Origin of the sequence: Spiroplasma ixodetis, assembly GCF_040369795.1 — a bacterium.
GTDB classification, from domain to species: Bacteria; Bacillota_I; Bacilli_A; order Mycoplasmatales; family VBWQ01; genus Spiroplasma_E; species Spiroplasma_E ixodetis_B.
In genome coordinates, this window is sequence record NZ_AP028955.1 from 266,792 (window position 1) to 284,684 (window position 17,893).

At 25.0% G+C, this 17,893-nt stretch carries 13 protein-coding genes and 4 pseudogenes; 9 read left to right on the plus strand and 8 right to left on the minus strand.

The genetic code is table 4. The features are described 5' to 3' along the window. Positions 1 to 37 precede the first annotated feature (37 nt). The gene (locus tag ABWV63_RS01855; protein ID WP_353306589.1) at positions 38 to 412 is read right to left on the minus strand and encodes an IS630 transposase-related protein; all 375 of its coding nucleotides are present in this window, start codon (positions 410 to 412) and stop codon (positions 38 to 40) included. Positions 413 to 740: 328 nt separating this feature from the next. On the opposite strand from ABWV63_RS01855, the gene ptsP reads away from it, so the two are divergent. The 5 genes and pseudogenes from ptsP to ABWV63_RS01880 all read left to right on the plus strand — a co-directional run bounded on the left by ptsP (position 741) and on the right by ABWV63_RS01880 (position 7,251). Then, entirely contained in the window at positions 741 to 2,465 is a 1,725-nt protein-coding gene (gene ptsP, locus ABWV63_RS01860) for a phosphoenolpyruvate--protein phosphotransferase (RefSeq protein ID WP_353307146.1), read from the plus strand. A gap of 84 nt (positions 2,466 to 2,549) precedes the next feature. After that, positions 2,550 to 3,059: a PTS glucose transporter subunit IIA gene (locus ABWV63_RS01865; RefSeq protein WP_353306590.1), complete on the plus strand. Its 510-nt coding sequence runs from the start codon at positions 2,550 to 2,552 to the stop codon at positions 3,057 to 3,059. A 108-nt stretch (positions 3,060 to 3,167) separates the two neighbouring features. After that, entirely contained in the window at positions 3,168 to 4,130 is a 963-nt protein-coding gene (locus ABWV63_RS01870) for an alpha/beta fold hydrolase (RefSeq protein ID WP_353306591.1), read from the plus strand. A gap of 628 nt (positions 4,131 to 4,758) precedes the next feature. Next, positions 4,759 to 5,955, plus strand: a pseudogene (locus ABWV63_RS01875) (IS256 family transposase). A gap of 57 nt (positions 5,956 to 6,012) precedes the next feature. Beyond that, positions 6,013 to 7,251 (plus strand): annotated as a pseudogene (locus tag ABWV63_RS01880) (IS256 family transposase). Positions 7,252 to 7,556: 305 nt separating this feature from the next. On the opposite strand, the gene ABWV63_RS01885 reads toward ABWV63_RS01880, so the two are convergent. Together ABWV63_RS01885 and ABWV63_RS01890 are read right to left on the minus strand one after the other, a co-directional pair. After that, on the minus strand, positions 7,557 to 9,326 hold the full coding sequence (locus ABWV63_RS01885) for a ribonuclease J (protein ID WP_353306592.1): 1,770 nt from the start codon (positions 9,324 to 9,326) through the stop codon (positions 7,557 to 7,559). A gap of 178 nt (positions 9,327 to 9,504) precedes the next feature. Continuing rightward, a complete protein-coding gene (locus ABWV63_RS01890) occupies positions 9,505 to 11,619 on the minus strand; it encodes a polyribonucleotide nucleotidyltransferase (RefSeq protein ID WP_353306593.1) in 2,115 nt (704 codons plus the stop codon). Between the two features lie 106 nt (positions 11,620 to 11,725). Between ABWV63_RS01890 and ABWV63_RS01895 the strand changes: the two genes are divergently transcribed. Beyond that, on the plus strand, positions 11,726 to 12,061 hold the full coding sequence (locus ABWV63_RS01895) for a rhodanese-like domain-containing protein (RefSeq protein WP_353306594.1): 336 nt from the start codon (positions 11,726 to 11,728) through the stop codon (positions 12,059 to 12,061). 1 nt (position 12,062) lies between these two features. Here ABWV63_RS01895 and ABWV63_RS01900 read toward each other — a convergent pair whose 3' ends face one another. From ABWV63_RS01900 to ABWV63_RS01915, 4 genes and pseudogenes are all read right to left on the minus strand, one after another. Continuing rightward, entirely contained in the window at positions 12,063 to 12,461 is a 399-nt protein-coding gene (locus ABWV63_RS01900) for a hypothetical protein (protein ID WP_353306595.1), read from the minus strand. 38 nt (positions 12,462 to 12,499) lie between these two features. Continuing rightward, a complete protein-coding gene (locus ABWV63_RS01905) occupies positions 12,500 to 13,315 on the minus strand; it encodes an NAD(+)/NADH kinase (protein WP_353306596.1) in 816 nt (271 codons plus the stop codon). A 23-nt stretch (positions 13,316 to 13,338) separates the two neighbouring features. Further along, complete coding sequence (locus ABWV63_RS01910) at positions 13,339 to 13,734, minus strand: Spx/MgsR family RNA polymerase-binding regulatory protein (protein ID WP_174481244.1); 396 nt, start codon at positions 13,732 to 13,734, stop codon at positions 13,339 to 13,341. A gap of 316 nt (positions 13,735 to 14,050) precedes the next feature. Continuing rightward, a pseudogene (locus ABWV63_RS01915) lies at positions 14,051 to 15,177 on the minus strand (IS3 family transposase). Between the two features lie 111 nt (positions 15,178 to 15,288). Here ABWV63_RS01915 and ABWV63_RS01920 point away from each other — a divergent pair. From ABWV63_RS01920 to ABWV63_RS01930, 3 genes are all read left to right on the plus strand, one after another. After that, on the plus strand, positions 15,289 to 15,594 hold the full coding sequence (locus tag ABWV63_RS01920) for an IS630 transposase-related protein (RefSeq protein ID WP_353306597.1): 306 nt from the start codon (positions 15,289 to 15,291) through the stop codon (positions 15,592 to 15,594). A 258-nt stretch (positions 15,595 to 15,852) separates the two neighbouring features. Then, positions 15,853 to 16,032: a hypothetical protein gene (locus ABWV63_RS01925; protein WP_353306598.1), complete on the plus strand. Its 180-nt coding sequence runs from the start codon at positions 15,853 to 15,855 to the stop codon at positions 16,030 to 16,032. Positions 16,033 to 16,090: 58 nt separating this feature from the next. Then, the gene (locus ABWV63_RS01930; RefSeq protein ID WP_353307147.1) at positions 16,091 to 16,591 is read left to right on the plus strand and encodes a transposase; all 501 of its coding nucleotides are present in this window, start codon (positions 16,091 to 16,093) and stop codon (positions 16,589 to 16,591) included. On the opposite strand, the pseudogene ABWV63_RS01935 reads toward ABWV63_RS01930, so the two are convergent. After that, positions 16,578 to 17,816: pseudogene (locus ABWV63_RS01935) on the minus strand (IS256 family transposase). The gene ABWV63_RS01930 and the pseudogene ABWV63_RS01935 overlap by 14 nt on opposite strands. Positions 17,817 to 17,893: the final 77 nt, after the last annotated feature.

Below are 17,893 nucleotides of genomic sequence, written 5' to 3' on the forward strand. Positions count from 1 at the left end.
AAATTTTAAATTATTAATTGACTTTTAAAAAATTTATTTACGGAATATGTCTAATATATACTAAATCTTCATTCATTATTTTAGCTATTTCTTTTAAAAAATCTTCTTGTTTATTTTTATCTCTTTGTTCATATAGAAAAGTTTTTTTATATGTATAATTTAGTTTTTTGAAATAGTTATAAACTGTTTCTTTAGTCATATCACCAAATTTTTCAATTACTTTTTGAACTGTAACATCTTTATTTTGTGCTAAATAATTTTTTAATTCATCTAAATCCTTTATTTTGCGGCTATGTCCTTTTTGATAATTAAAAATTGGTTTTATATGCCCAGTTTCTTTTTTTCTTTTTCTTCATAAGAATAAAGTCTTTCTAGTAATATTGAACACTTTACAAATTTCTTTAATTTTCATGTTTTTACTTTCATAGGCTTCTATTACTTTTCTTCGTAAGTCTTCACTGTATGGTTTTGGCGTAATTTAATCTTCCTAATCTATTTTAAATATTGCTTAATTGTACTTTTAAATTCAAAAACTGTTTAAATTACATATTATTATTTTACATTATTTATGAGTAAACATTACTTTAGTTAGCTATATATGAAAAATATTTAAAAATATTAAAATCATTTTTATTTATAAAAAGTTTAAATTATAATAAATATTTTATGCAATATTTCATTTTTTTTATTATAATTTAGTAGACTATTAATAAACATATTTTATAAGGAGTGAAATATATATAATGTTAAAAATGAAAGGTATTGGCGCTAGTAATGGCATCGCTCTAGCCAAAGCATTAATCTTAAAACATGAAACTACCAAAACTAATCCTAAAAAAATTAATGAAAAAGAAATAGAAGGAGAAGTTAAAAAGTTACATGATGCCTTAAAAATAGCAGGTGATGAAATTAAACAACTCATCCAAAATACAACAAAAACTTTGGGTGAAGAAAAAGCCGCTGTTTTTGAAGCTCATTTTTTAGTAACAACTGATCCATTATTAATTGAAGATACTGAAAAGTTAATTAAAGAAGAAAAATATAATGCTGCTAATGCTTTAGAAAGTACTGCTAATAAAGCAATTGCAACATTGCGAGCAATGGATGATGATTATTTTCGTGAACGTGCTGCTGATGTTATTGATGTTCGTGATCGAATTTTACGTAAAATTTTAAATATTAAAACTATTGATTTAAGTACAATTAAAGAAGAAACAATTATTGTTAGTCATGATCTAACACCTTCAGAAACAAGTCAATTGAATCCTAAGTTTGTTAAAGGATTTTTATGTGATATTGGTGGTAGAACTTCTCATGCAGCAATTATGGCTCGTAGTCTTGGTATTCCAGCAGTTCTTGGATTAAAAAATGTTACTACAAAAGTAAAAAATAATCAATTTTGTGTATTAGATGGTAATACTGGTGAAATTGGAATTGATTTAAATAGTAGTGAAAAAAATAAATGAGTCGCTAAACAAAACGCATGAATTGAAGAACAAAAAGAATTATTAGTATTTAAAGGTAAATTAACTAAAACCAGTGATAATCACGAAGTAAAGTTAGAAGCAAATATTGGTTCACCTAAAGATATGATTAAAGCAATTGAATATGATGCACAAGGAGTAGGACTTTTTAGAAGTGAATTTCTTTATATGGGAAGTAGTTATTTTCCAAGTGAAGATATTCAATTTGAAGAATATAAAAAAGTATTGTCTGCTACTAAACATAAAGTTGTTATTAGAACTTTAGATATTGGTGGTGATAAAGAATTATCATATTTAGATTTACCAAAAGAAATGAATCCTTTCCTTGGTTATCGTGCCATTCGTTTGTGTTTAGATCGTAAAGATATTTTTAAAACTCAGTTACGTGCTTTAATTCGTGCTTCAGCTTTTGGTAAATTAGCTATTATGTTTCCGATGATTGCTACTGTCGAAGAATTTAAAGCAGCTAAATCATTATATGAAAATTGCAAAAAAGAATTAATTAAAGAAAAAGTTAAAATTAGTGATGATATTCAAGTTGGAATGATGATTGAAATTCCAGCAGCAGCAGTTAATGCAGAAATATTTGCTAAATATGCGGATTTCTTTTCAATTGGAACTAATGATTTAATTCAATATAGTTTAGCCGCTGATCGTATGTCAGAAAAAGTGTCTTATTTATATCAACCATATCATCCATCAATTTTACGTTTGATTAAGATGACAATTGATGGCGGACATAAATATAATCGTCCTGTTGCCATGTGTGGTGAAATGGCTGGTGATAAAATTGCTGTTCCACTACTAGTTGGTCTAGGGCTAGATGAATTTTCAATGTCTGCATCTAGTGTTTTAGAAACTAGAAAAATTATTAGTACTTTAAATAAAAAGGATACAGAAATATTAGCATCAAAAGCATTACAATGTGAAACCAATGAAGAAGTTAAATCATTAGTAGAAATATTTTTATCAAAAAAATAAAAATATTATTTATTTGTAAAGTTACATTATTTAATGTTAAAATTATAAACATCTAATTTACATAATTTTGAGGAGAATCGACATATGTTTTTCAAGAAAAAAAAACAATTACCTTTATTAATTTATGCACCAGTTACTGGTAAAGTTATTAACCTTAGTAAAGTTGAAGATCCAGTATTTGCTCAGGAAATGTTAGGGACTGGTTTTGCAATTATTCCTGAATATAAAGGTAAAGATGGAGTTGAATTTGTATCACCATTTGATGGAAAATTAGCAACAGTATTTAATACAGGACATGCTTATGGTATTGAAGATGTAAATACAGGTATTGAATGTTTAGTTCATATTGGTATTGATACTGTTGAATTAGCTGGTAAGGGCTTTGATATTAAAGTTGAACAAGGTAAACCGATTAAAAAATCAGAAGTAATGGTAGTTGCTAATTTACAAGAAGTTAAGAATAAAGGTAAAAAAGTAACAACACCAATTGTTTTCACTAATGAAAAAATGGAAGGTTATGTTGTAAATCAAGTAGTAAAAGATGATGAACAAGTAACGGTTGGTCAATTAATTGCCGAAGTCACTAAGAAATAAATATTTTTATTAAAACAAAACCTTAAATGGTTTTGTTTTAATAAAAATAAAATTAATTTGATAAAATATTAGTAAGTATTTATATATTATTGGAGGGTATCATTTATTATGGATAATTTTTGGCAACATTATTGATGAGCAATACTTATCGTAGTTTTAGCTATGTTAATAATACTTTATATTTTATATAGAATTTATCAAATTTTCCATATTGATTATCACTGAGAACTTAATCGTCATTTTCCACAATGAAGTAATGAGGGAATCATTACTAGGGATAACTATTTTTTACATACTGAATTTAAATTTGTTGATAATAGTAAATATATTATTATTGGTATTCATGGTATGGGCGCCTCTTTAACAGACTTTAAAACAGCTGCTAAGTTTTTTACTAAACATGGTATTTCATTTTTAAGTTTTGATCAACGAGGTTGAGGAGAAAATGAAAAATGAAAATATCATACTTTAGGAACAACCATTAATGATATTAAAGATATTATAACGGTTTTGAATGAACGTTATCCTAATAAAAAAATTTTATTAATGGGTGAATCATTAGGTTCTGCATTAACAGCATTAGCAATTAAAAGATTACCAAAAATGATTGATGGTGCAATTTTCACTAATTTTGTTACTAAGAAACAAATATTTAAAATAAAACCTTCATTAGTTTGTCATGCAATTTGAGGATTTCTATTTTATAAACATCATCCATTACCTATTACTTTTGATATGGAAACAATTTCTATTAACTATAATTATATTAAAAAAGGGAAAATTAGAGGAATGACTAATATGAAATTTACATTATTATTTTCCTTACAAGCACAAAAATTAAGTAAACAAGTGCCGAAAAATCTTAATAGTGCTAAATGTCCGGTTTTGATTGTTCAATCTGCGAAAGATATATTTGCTGATTTTAATAAAATTGCAAAAAATAATAAACATTGAAGACAGGGGATAACTTATATTTTTTACGAAGAACGTAATCATGCAATTTTAAATGAACCCAATATTAATATTATTTTAGAAGATATTTTAACTTGAATAGAAAAAGAACATATATAATGATTATTTATGATATTAGATCAAAAAAATAATTAGAAAATTTAAAAATAGTAAATAATAGTTGATTGCGTAATTTTTATTTTATAGTTATAATAGTATTTATAATTTAATAATTGTTCATACCTAGTATAGTTAAATTACTATACTAGGTTTTATTAAATTAAAATTATATGTGAAAAGGAAGATAAAAATTACGAATATTATTGCAGATAAAAAAGAATTAATGAATGAAATTTAATGTTTATTATAAGAAATTGAAAATAAAATTGAAGTAGAAAGAAGAATTGATGAAACTAAAAAAGAAATATTAGGTGATATTTCAGATTCTGTAGGGACTCCTGCCTATATGAAAACATCTGGACTAGTACAATATATTAAACAATTAATTTCAATTGTGTCAGAACTTAATGAAGTAAAAGAAAAAATAGATGTCATATAGTTAACTAAAGTAATGTTTACTCATATCTTGAAAAACAAAATCAATAGCTTTTTTAATATTTGGTCAATAATTTGGTAATATTTTTCTTATATTATGGTAATGTTTAGTAATCTGTGTAACTTACAAAAATAACTATGTTTAATTAATTCTAGTAAATAAAATTAAATAACTAGAAAGAGTGAGTTACGTATGTCTAAAAAACAAAATATTAATAATAATGATCCAATATCAAAAGCAGTAGATTTATTATTAAAAAATACTGAATATTTAACAACAGTTTTTAAAGAGGGAGGTTTATATAAAGAATTAACAAAAAGATTAGTTGAAAAAATGTTGAATTTTGAAATGCAAAATTATTTAGGATATGAAAAAAATCAACATAATAATAGTGATAATGCTCGTAATGGTATAAGTTCAAAAAAATTAATAACCCAACAAGGCAAAATTGAGATTAATGTACCACGAGATCGTAATAGTAATTTTGGACCAGTAATAGTTGCAAAAAGACAAAGAAGATTTGATGGTTTTGATCAACAAGTTCTTTCATTATATGCCAAAGGCATGACTTTATCAGATATTAGAATGCAGTTACAATAGTTATATCATGGTACTGATATTAGTGAAAGTGTTATTGGTCAAATTACTGATGATGTTATTGATGATGTTAAAGCATGACAAAATCGGCCATTAGAAATTGTTTATCCGATTGTTTATTTTGATTGTATAGTAGTTAAAGTACGACAAGATAAACGCATTATTAACAAATCAGTTTATATAGCACTAGGATTTGATTTAGAAGGTAAAAAAGATGTTTTAGGTTTATGAATTAGTGAAAATGAAGGTTCTAAGTTTTGATTATCTAATTTCACAGAAATGAAAAATCGAGGCTTAAATGATATTCTTATTGCTTGTAGTGACAATTTAACATGAATGTCAGAAGCAATACAATCGGTTTATCCTAAAACCGAACATCAATTATGCATAGTTCATCAAATTAGAAATAGTTTAAAATATGTTTCATACAAACATAGAAAATCACTAGTTACAGATTTAAAACCAATTTATAGTGCATGTAGTGAAGAACAAGCAATGCAAGCTTTAGAATCTTTTGAAAGTAAATGAAATAAACAATATCCTCAAATTGCTAAATCATGATATAAAAATTGAGATAATTTAATGGTTTTTATTAGTTATCCTGCAGAAATCAAAAGAGTGATTTATACAACAAATGCTATTGAACCTGTTAATAGTCAATTACGAAAAGTTATTAGAAATAAAAAAGTTTTTCCAAATGATATGGCATTTTTTAAAATATTTTACTTAGCAATTGAAAATATAACAAAAAAATGGGTAATGTTTAGTAATCTGTGTAACTTACAAAAATAACTATGTTTAATTAATTCTAGTAAATAAAATTAAATAACTAGAAAGAGTGAGTTACGTATGTCTAAAAAACAAAATATTAATAATAATGATCCAATATCAAAAGCAGTAGATTTATTATTAGAAAATACTGAAGATTTAACAACAGTTTTTAAAGAGGGAGGTTTATATAAAGAATTAACAAAAAGATTAGTTGAAAAAATGTTGAATTTTGAAATGCAAAATTATTTAGGATATGAAAAAAATCAACATAATACTAGTGAAAATGCTCGCAATGGTATAAGTTCAAAAAAATTAATAACCCAACAAGGCAAAATTGAGATTAATGTACCACAAGATCGTAATAGTAATTTTGAGCCAGTAATAGTTGCAAAAAGACAAAGAAGATTTGGTGGTTTTGATCAACAAGTTCTTTCATTATATGCCAAAGGCATGACTTTATCAGATATTAGAATGCAGTTACAAGAGTTATATCATGGTGCTGATATTAGTGAAAGTTTTATTAGTCAAATTACTGATGATTTTATTGATGATGTTAAAGCATGACAAAATCGGCCATTAGAAAGTGTTTATCCGATTGTTTATTTTGATTGTATAGTAGTTAAAGTACGACAAGATAAACGCATTATTAACAAATCAGTTTATATAGCACTAGGAGTTGATTTAGAAGGTAAAAAAGATATTTTAGGTTTATGAATTAGCGAAAATGAATGTTCTAAGTTTTGATTATCTAATTTCACAGAAATGAAAAATCAAGGCTTAAATGATATTCTTATTGCTTGTAGTGACAATTTAACAGGAATGTCAGAAGTAATACAATTAGTTTATCCTAAAACCGAACATCAATTATGCATAGTTCATCAAATTAGAAATAGTTTAAAATATGTTTCATACAAACATAGAAAATCACTAGTTACAAATTTAAAACCAATTTATAGTGCATGTAGTTAAGAACAAGCGATGCAAGTTTTAGAATCTTTTGAAAGTAAATGAAATAAACAATATCCTCAAATTGCTAAATCATGATATAAAAATTGAGATAATTTAATGGTTTTTATTAGTTATCATGCAGAAATCAAAAGAGTGATTTATACAACAAATGCTATTGAATCTGTTAATAGTCAATTACGAAAAGTTATTAGAAATAAAAAAGTTTTTCCAAATGATATGGTAGTTTTTAAAATATTTTAGTTAGCAATTGAAAATATAACAAAAAAATGAACAATGACCATTCAAAATTGAAATACAGCAATTGTTCATTTTATGATAAAATTTGAAGATATAATTAATCTAAACTAGTAACTTTGTAAAAAGATACACAGATTTTTACAAAGCCTCAAGCCTCTTAATCTAAACTAGTAACTTTGTAAAAAGATACACAGATTTTTAAAAAGCCTCAAATGTTTTTATTGCTTTCAAATTTTCCAGCAATAATTTTCATGTTTTTTTTACTAAATGCACTATAAATTATTTTAAATTGATTTTCAATAGTCTTTAGTATTTTTCTAAACTGGTTCTAATTCATTAAACATTATATAAATTTTAAAATTAGTTTAAATATGAAAAAATTATATAATTTAAGGATAATGATATTATCATTAACCTTAAATTTCATTAACAACTGTTAAAATCATAGGTAACTTACCAGTTTCTTTTTTAATATAATCTTGTAAATCATTTTTCATTTTAGTCTTAACTTCACTAAGACTAAAAGCAGTATTATTTTTATATTTTTCAATAACATTAATAATAATGTTTTGCAATTTTTTCAACATTTCTTCATTATTAGTTAAATAAACAACACCACGCATTTGCGCATCAATTAAAGAAACAATTTCTTTATTTTTACGATTTATTGTCACTCCTGTAATTAAAATACCATCACGTTGTAATTGTTTTCTTTCGCTAATAACAATTGAACCAATATCACCAACACCAATACCATCTACATATACATCACCAGTTTTTATTAAGTTATCTGTTGTTTTATTAGTAGCATTTTTATCATTAAAACGATAAGGACGTGCAACATACTGTTTAACAAAATTATCAATTAATTTACCATTTTCAAAAGTAATAACTTCACCATTATCATGAATTAAAGCATTGTTATGTAACACACCAGCATCAATGGCTGCTGCTTGTGCCGCTACAAAATCTTTATATAAACCTTTAACTGGTAAAAAATATTTTGGTTCAATAATATTAACCATTAACTTAATATCTTCATAAGAAGCATTTAAACTTCAAGCTTGTTTTTCTGATATATTAATAACTTTAACATCAGTACGTGCTAAGTCATCTAATAAGGCTGCATGAGCTAATTCATTTCCTGGAATTGGTGGAGTTGCTAAAATTATTGTATCTTGTGATTCAAGTTTTAAATAATCATCATTACCAATAGCGATTTTATTCATTCTAGTAAATAAACGTTCACCACTACCAGTAACAATAATTACTGTATCTTTAGTACCAATTGTTTGTGCTAAATTAATAATTTGTGATTTATCAATATTGAAAGCGTTTAAATCATTAACTTTTAATAAAATATCATATAAAGTTGCACCATAAACTGCAATTTTACGTTTAGAGTCAGTTTCTTTAATAGCATTAAGAATTTCACTAACACGATATAAATCTTGATCATAACATGCAAGAATAACCCTTCCTGGTGCTTCTTTTAATACTGGTTCAATAATAGTTTGAATTTTATGCTTAGGAGCTGTAAAAGCTTTTCTATTGGCACATGTCGCTTCACTAATTAATAATAAAACATCATTTTTAGAAACACTAGCTAAATGTTGAATATCAGTAGTAAAATCACTACGATGTTCACCATCAAAAATATAATCACCCGTATAAACAATTGTTTCATTTAATTTAATATTTTCACCATTATTTACAGTTAAAACAAAACCTAAACTACCTGGAATTGAAGTAGTTGTTTTAAATGTTTTAACAATAACATTACCAAACGATACTTTTTGTTCAGGCTCAATAGTTTTAATTATAATTTCATTTTGATTAATAAAACGAAAACGTTCTAATTTTTGCTTAATCATAAAATCAGTTAATTTACTAGTAAAGATTGGAACTTTATACTCGGGTTTTATTTTATTAAAATCTTTTAAAATATAAGGTAGTGCTCCAAAAGCGTCATCAGATGGTTTTGAAATAAATATGCCTTGAATACGATGTTTATTTTCTTTTAAATATGTATAATCTGGAATAATAATATCAATTCCTAAGATTTCTCTTTCTGGGAGTCTAATACCGGCATCAAATACAAATATCTTATCATTTACTTCAACAACATATAAGTTTTTACCACGTTCATCTAATCCACCCAGAGCAAATACTTTTATCTTTGCCATGTTTTCACCAGTTTTCAACTTTCTTTATTTTTATTTTATAAAATTTAATATCTTAGAAGAACATAAAAATTAAAACTTTAACTTAAATTCCCAAGATGCTGCTATATTACGTTATTAGTATTTTAACACTAATTTAATAATAAAAATGTAATTAATTTTCATTAAAAATAGTTTCAAATTATTTATCAATAATTTCTAAGCTAAGCTTACTATTATCTTCAACTTTAATTACTCTAACTTTAATTATATCATTGATCTTAACGACATTATTTAAATTATCAATACGTTTATTAAATTTTTTTGAAAATTCTGAAATATGAATTAAACCATCAATCTTATCTTGTAAATTAACAAAAACACCAAAATTAACAATTTTTACAACTTTACTATCAAATTCAGAGCCGATTTTAATTTGAACAGGATTAACAATACTTTCAATAATTTGTCAAGCTTTATCAATGGTTGATTGTTCATTATGATAAATCAACAATCGTCCATCATCTTCAATATCAATTTTAACATTATCACAGTCGGTAATAATTTTATTAATAACTTTCCCACCAACACCAATAATATCACGAATTTTATCAATTGGAATTAACTTTTGAATAATTTTTGGAGCATTAGGTGCCAATGTAGTTCTAGGCTTTTTAATTACTTCATTCATGTTTGCTAATACTTGTAATCTCGCAACTCTTGCTTTTTCCAAAGCTTGTGTAATAATATTAAAATCAATACCAGTAATTTTAATATCCATTTGTAAAGCACAAATACCATTGGCTGTTCCTGCCACTTTAAAATCCATATCACCTAAGTGATCTTCTAATCCTTGAATGTCAGTTAAAATTGTAAAATCTTTTTCTTCTTTAATTAAACCCATGGCAATGCCAGCAATTGCAGATCTAATCGGTACACCACCAGCCATTAATGCCATTGATGAAGCACAAATTGCTGCTTGTGAAGTTGAACCATTTGATGATAATACTTCTGATACTAATCTAATTGTATAAGGGAAATCTTTTTCAAGAGGAATAATTTGTAATAATGCTTTTTCACCAAGGGCGCCATGACCAATCTCACGTCGTGAAGGAACACCCATTCTTCCAGTTTCACCAACAGAAAATGGAGGAAAATTATAATGATGAATAAAGCGTTTATACTCTTCTTTACCTAATCCATCAATAATTTGATGTTCAGCAAGTGCACCCAAAGTTAAAACTGATAAAACTTGTGTTTCACAACGAGTAAACATTGCACTACCATGAACAATAGGCAAAACATCAATCATACTTGTTAATTTTCTAATATCATCAGCTTTTCGTCCATCAACTCGTACATTATTTTTTAAAATCATAGTACGCATTGCTTTTTTTAATAATTGATCAATACTTTTGCGTAAATTATGAATAGTTGTTTCTTTACCAATATTTAAAACTTCTTGATTAAATTCATTTTTAAAAATTTGAAATGTTTCTTCAACTAAATTTTTAATCAAGTTACTTCGACTTTTGTTATCAACAGTAGTACTAATTTTACTAATTTGTGATTGACAATTTGTTTCTACAAATTGTTCAATATTAACAGGAATTAATGCTAACTGTGGCTCAAATTTATTTGGTTTTAATTTTTCAATGATACTTTCTTGAAAAATTATTAATTTAATAATATGTTCATGTGCAAATTTTAATGCTTTAATCATATCTTTTTCTAAAATATCATGACACCCTGCTTCAACCATATTGATGGCATCTTTTGTTCCACCAACAATTAATTCCATTTTTGAATTTAATAATTGCTCTTGTGTTGGATTAAGGACAAGTTCATCATTTATTTTACCAACAACAACAGTAGCACTAGGACCCTGAAATGGCAAACTACTTAATACTAAAGCAAGTGAAGTCCCAAAAGCTGCATTTACTCTAACATCACAAGCATCATCTAACGCAAAAACATTATTTACAACTTGAACTTCATTAACAAAACCTTTTGGGAATAATGGACGAATTGAACGATCAATTAATCTAGCACATAGTGTTGCATATTCACTAGGTCGACCTTCACGCTTTAAAAAACCACCCGGAATCTTACCAACTGAATATAACTTTTCTTGAAAAACTATTTGTAATGGAAAAAAATCTTGATTATTAATAACTTCATTATAAGATAAAGTTGTTAATACAACTGTATCTCCATAAGTAATTTTTACTGATTTTTCTGCTAAATTAGCCATTGTACCTAATTCAACAATTAATTCATATTTTCTTTCTTTAAAAAGGAATTTTTCTTTTAACATTATTTTACTCCTTAACTTCCATTTTTTGTCGCAACTATGAGCATTATAACATAATAAAATGTTAAAATAAGTTATAGAACAATTTTATTTTAGGAGGTCATAACTTATGTTTAAACATAAAATACAAAATGAAATTTCAATTTCAAATAAAGACTTTGATAAAATTAAAAATAAATTTTTAATTATTGATGTTCGTGATGTTGCTGAATATCAAATTTTAAAAAAAATAACAAATGATAATGGTGAACTTAATATTGTTAATATTCCTTACTATGATTTGATTAAAAATCCTAGTAAATATATTGAAAGCAAAAATCAAGTGATTATAACTATTTGTAATGCAGGAAATCGTTCAACTGCCGCTGCACTAACACTCAGAAAATTGGGCTATACCAACACTTATGTTTTAATTAATGGTATTTATGGATATTACAAAAAATAACTTATTTCTCATTATTTAATTTAATAAGAACATTAATAGCAATACTTAAATTATTACAATAAGTTCCTAGGACTAAACTAACACTATCGTCTTGGTCTAAAATACCACGATTTTTAATTTTTTTAAGATTATTAAAATTAATTTTTGAATGATCAATAATCTCTACCTTAATTTTATTTGCTGTTGCTGTTGTTCCTTTAATATTATCAATTCCTCCTAAATCAACAATAAAATTTTGTAATTTAAATGGGAATTTTTGTGGTTTATTAATGGGTTTTAAACTACTTTCTTGTTGATTGCGTAATTTTTTAGCTGCACTAATATTTCATATTCAAATCCCAATACTAGCCACAGCAAATAACAATGCAATAACTAATAATACTATTTGTCAAATTGGCATGATTACCTTCCTTAATTAATATATTTTTAAATATTTTCTTAATCTTCTTGAATAAAAGTTTTTTTTACTTTAGCAAGTAAAGAATAATGATTAAGTCGATATTCTAAAACTTGTAACGTTAATTTTGATAATTTAATTGTTACCTTATCATATAGTTTATCATTAAAATCAAAAGTATCAACAATTAATTTTCCAAAATCGCTCAATTTACTATCTTTTTGAATATTTTTGAAAGTAATTTCATGATTTTCATCCAAAATTAGTGGTGAATTTAAACTGCGATAACTATTATTAGCTACTGGAGCAATTTCATGAAATTGCATTAAGTTATGATTTGAAATTAAAACAGCACCACCAAGTGATTTCATTAAACCCGTCGAACCAGTTCTTGTTGCAATAACTAAACCAGAACCACGAAAGTTTTCAAATAATTGATTATTAATTAACACTTGACATGAAAGAGTTGTTGTTAAATTAACAAATTTAACTTCATTAATAGCATATAAAATCTTATTATTAATATTTACTTCTAATAATGAAAATTTATTTACTATTAAATTATTATTTTTTTTATCAATTAACATTAATACTTTGTCAACTTCTGTGTTTAAAAAGTTTTCATAAAAACCAAGATTACCACATTTAAAACTAACAAACTTAACAGTATTGAGTATATTATTATAATCATGAACGGCTTTTAAAAATGTTCCATCACCACCAATAATAAAAACAATATCTGGAAAAGAAGTATCTTCAAGTGCTTTAAGGGCCAATAACTTGGGCCTTAATTCCTTAGCTAATGATTGAGAATTCTCATATTTATTAGCAATAATTGTAAATTTATAATTTTTCATAATGTATTCCAATCATATTTCAATTAAAATATTTCACAAGAATCTTCAAATTCGTTTTCAATAGAACCACGTAAAAATAATTCAATCTCATCTTCATTATAACCAATTTGAATACGTTGTTTATTTTCTTGAACAATAATTGGACGTTTTAAAACAGTTGGTGAAGTTTTAATTAAATCAAAAACTTGTAACATTGTTAACTTTTCAATATTAATAGCATGTGTTTTAATAAACTTTGCTCTTGTTGAAATAATATCACCAACACCATTTGGTACAAATCTTAATAATAATTTAATTTCAGTATCGGTCAATGGATTATGGATAATATTACGTTTAATATATGGAATTTTATGTTTATCAAAAAATTGAATAACTTTTTTTGAAGACAAACAACTTGGTGAAACATATATTTTAATCATGACAATACCCCTCTTTGCTTTTAGACTACATTTGATTTAAATACTCTTTTTTTAAAATTAATATTTTTTTTATCTTTTAAAGATAAAAGTTAATAAACCCTACATTACTATAATAATATATATTGCCACACTATCTTTGACCAAAATTAGAAAATAACTACATGAAAGACTTTTTCTGCTATATCCTTCACCCACATATTATATCATATTATTTTTGGCTTTTATCCCTTTATGTACTATTTTTAAATTTTATCACATAAATGGAGATAAAAGCCTATCTAGGAAATTATCCCCACATGTGGAATGACAACCTTTTTTAGGACTGTTTTTTGGTATACATTTGTGCTTGGTGTTTTATGGGGGTTAAGTAGTTTAGAGTGCTGTGGATTCTTATGTTGTTGTATCAATTGATATAATCAAATGATTCTAATTTTAATTGGATTAATGATGTAAAATTTTTATCATTAATAAACTCTGTTTTGAAAGTTTTGAAAGTTGCTTCAGCAACAGCGTTATCATAAGGACAACCTTTTTTGCTTAAAGAGCGGGTAATATTGAAGGCTAATAAAAGTTTATCAATAGTTTTATTATTAAATTCATTACCGCGATCGCTATGAAATATTTGAATATTTTTTAAACAACGATTTGAGAACATAAATGCTTGATATACTAATGATGCATCTTTTTTAGTGCCTACACTATGTCCAATAATTTCGCGATTGTACAGGTTGATTAATAAGCAAATATAGTTTCATTTACCATTAACTTGAACATAAGTTAAATCACTAACAATAACTTCATTTTTAAGTCTATTATTAAATTCTCTATTAACGAGATTAGTAATTTGACTATCATTGACTTTATTATGATAATTTTTGTATGATAATTTAGTGTATTTTGATATTAAATTATGTTTATTCATAATTTTTTTAATTTTTCGTCTTGATAAATTAATGTTCTTTTCTTTTAGAACAAATTTTAATCTTCTTGTTCCATAAGCTTATTTATTTTCTTTAAAAGCACTAATAACAGCTTCATCGTACATATTATTTTGAATTTTATCTTCTTTTTTCTTGAAATTAAAATAATATGTTGATTTAGAGATTTTTAAAAAACGACACATTGTGCGAATTTTATATTTAACTTTATTTTTAGTAATAATTTCTATTTTCTGCCTATTATTAGTGTTGCTTGCTTTAAAATATCATTTTCCATTCTTAATTGTTTTAATTCTTTTCTTAATTTAATTAATTCATTTTCTTCAACAGAACGTTTATCTTTGGTTTTAAAACTTCCTGAATTAGTAAATTGCTTAATTCAATTATAAGTAGCTGCTCTTGTAACGTTGTACTCTTTAGCAAGACAAGACACTGACTTACCACTTTGATATAAAGCTACTATTTGTTTTTTAAATTCATCTGAATATGAGTTAATATTGGCCATAATTATAATTCCTTTCTTTTAACTAATTTGTTCACTTGTCTACGTAATTAGTGTCCAATAAAGTGTAAACCATCCATATTAATTGACTTTTAAAAAATTTATTTACGGAATATGTCTAGTGAAGACTTACGAAGAAAAGTAATAGAAGACTATGAAAGTAAAAACATGAAAATTAAAGAAATTTGTAAAGTGTTCAATATTACTAGAAAGACTTTATTCTTATGAAGAAAAAGAAAAAAAGAAACTGGGCATATAAAACCAATTTTGAATTATCAAAAAGGACATAGCTACAAAATAAAGGATTTAGATGAATTAAAAAATTATTTAGCACAAAATAAAGATGTTACAGTTCAAAAAGTAATTGAAAAATTTGGTGATATGACTAAAAAACATTTTATAACTATTTCAAAAAACTAAATTATACATATAAAAAACTTTTCTATATGAACAAAGAGATAAAAATAAACAAGAAGATTTTTTAAAAGAAATAGCTAAAATAATGAATGAAGATTTAGTATAGCTAACTAAAGTAATGTTTACTCATATATTGAAAAACAAAATCAATCGCTTTTTTAATATTTGGTAATGTTTAGTAATCTGTGTAACTTACAAAAATAACTATGTTTAATTAATTCTAGTAAATAAAATTAAATAACTAGAAAGAGTGAGTTACGTATGTCTAAAAAACAAAATATTAATAATAATGATCCAATATCAAAAGCAGTAGATTTATTATTAGAAAATAATGAAGATTTAACAACAGTTTTTAAAGAAGGAGGTTTATATAAAGAATTAACAAAAAGATTAGTTGAAAAAATGTTGAATTATGAAATGCAAAATTATTTAGGATATTAAAAAAAATCAACATAATAATAGCGAAAATGCTCGTAATGGTATAAGTTCAAAAAAATTAATAACCCAACAAGGTAAAATTGAGATTAATGTACCACGAGATCGTAATAGTAATTTTGAGCCAGTAATAGTTGCAAAAAGACAAAGAAGATTTGATGGTTTTGATCAACAATTTCTTTCATTATATGCCAAAGGCATGACTTTATCAGATATTAGAATGCAGTTACAAGATTTATATCATGTTGCTGATATTAGTGAAAGTGTTATTAGTCAAATTATTGATGATGTTATTGATGATGTTAAAGCATGACAAAATCGGCCATTAGAAATTATTTATCCGATTGTTTATTTTGATTGTATAGTAGTTAAAGTACGACAAGATAAACGCATTATTAACAAATCAGTTTATATAGCGATAGGAGTTGATTTAGAAGGTAAAAAAGATATTTTAGGTTTATGAATTAGTGAAAATGAAGGTTCTAATTTTTGATTATCTAATTTCACAGAAAGAGGCTTTTTAAAAATCTGTGTATCTTTTTACAAAGTTACTAGTTTAGATTAATTCTATCTTCAAATTTTATCATAAAATGAGCAATTGCTGTATTTCAATTTTGAATGGGCATTGTTCATTTTTTTGTTATATTTTCAATTGCTAAGTAAAATATTTTAAAAAATGCCATATCATTTGGAAAAACTTTTTTATTTATAATAACTTTTCGTAATTGACTATTAACAGATTCAATAGCATTTGTTGTATAAATAACTCTTTTGATTTCTGCAGGATAACTAATAAAAACCATTAAATTATCTCAATTTTTATATAATGATTTAGCAATTTGAGGATATTGTTTATTTCATTTACTTTCAAAAGATTCTAAAGCTTGCATTGCTTGTACTTCACTACATGCACTATAAATTGGTTTTAAATCTGTAACTAGCGATTTTCTATGTTTGTATGAAACATATTTTAAACTATTTATAATTTGATGAACTATGCATAATTGATGTTCGGTTTTAGGATAAACTGATTGTATTGCTTATGACATTCCTGTTAAATTGCCACTACAAGCAATAAGAATATCATTTAAGCCTCGATTTTTCATTTCTGTGAAATTAGATAATCAAAACTTAGAACCTTCATTTTCACTAATTAATAAACCTAAAACATCTTTTTTACCTTCTAAATCAACTCCTAGTACTATATAAACTGATTTGTTAATAATGCGTTTATCTTGTCGTACTTTAACTACTATACAATCAAAATAAACAATCGGATAAACACTTTCTAATGGCCGATTTTGTCATTCTTTAACATCATCAATAACATCATCAGTAATTTGACTAATAACACTTTCACTAATATCAGCGCCATGATATAACTCTTGTAACTGCATTCTAATATCTGATAAAGTCATGCCTTTGGCATATAATGAAAGAACTTGTTGATCAAAACCATCAAATCTTCTTTGTCTTTTTGCAACTATTACTGGCTCAAAATTACTATTACGATCTCGTGGTACATTAATCTCAATTTTACCTTGTTGGGTTATTAATTTTTTTGAATTTATACCATTACGAGCATTTTCACTATTATTATGTTGATTTTTTTCATATCCTAAATAATTTTGCATTTCAGAATTCAACATTTTTTCAACTAATCTTTTTGTTAATTCTTTATACAAACCTCCCTCTTTAAAAACTTTTGTTAAATCTTCAGTATTTTCTAGTAATAAATCTACTGCTTTTGATATTGGATCATTATTATTAATATTTTGTTTTTTAGACATAAGTAACTAACTCTTTCTAGTTATTTAATTTTATTTACTAGAATTAAATAAACATAGTTATTTTTGTAAGTTACACA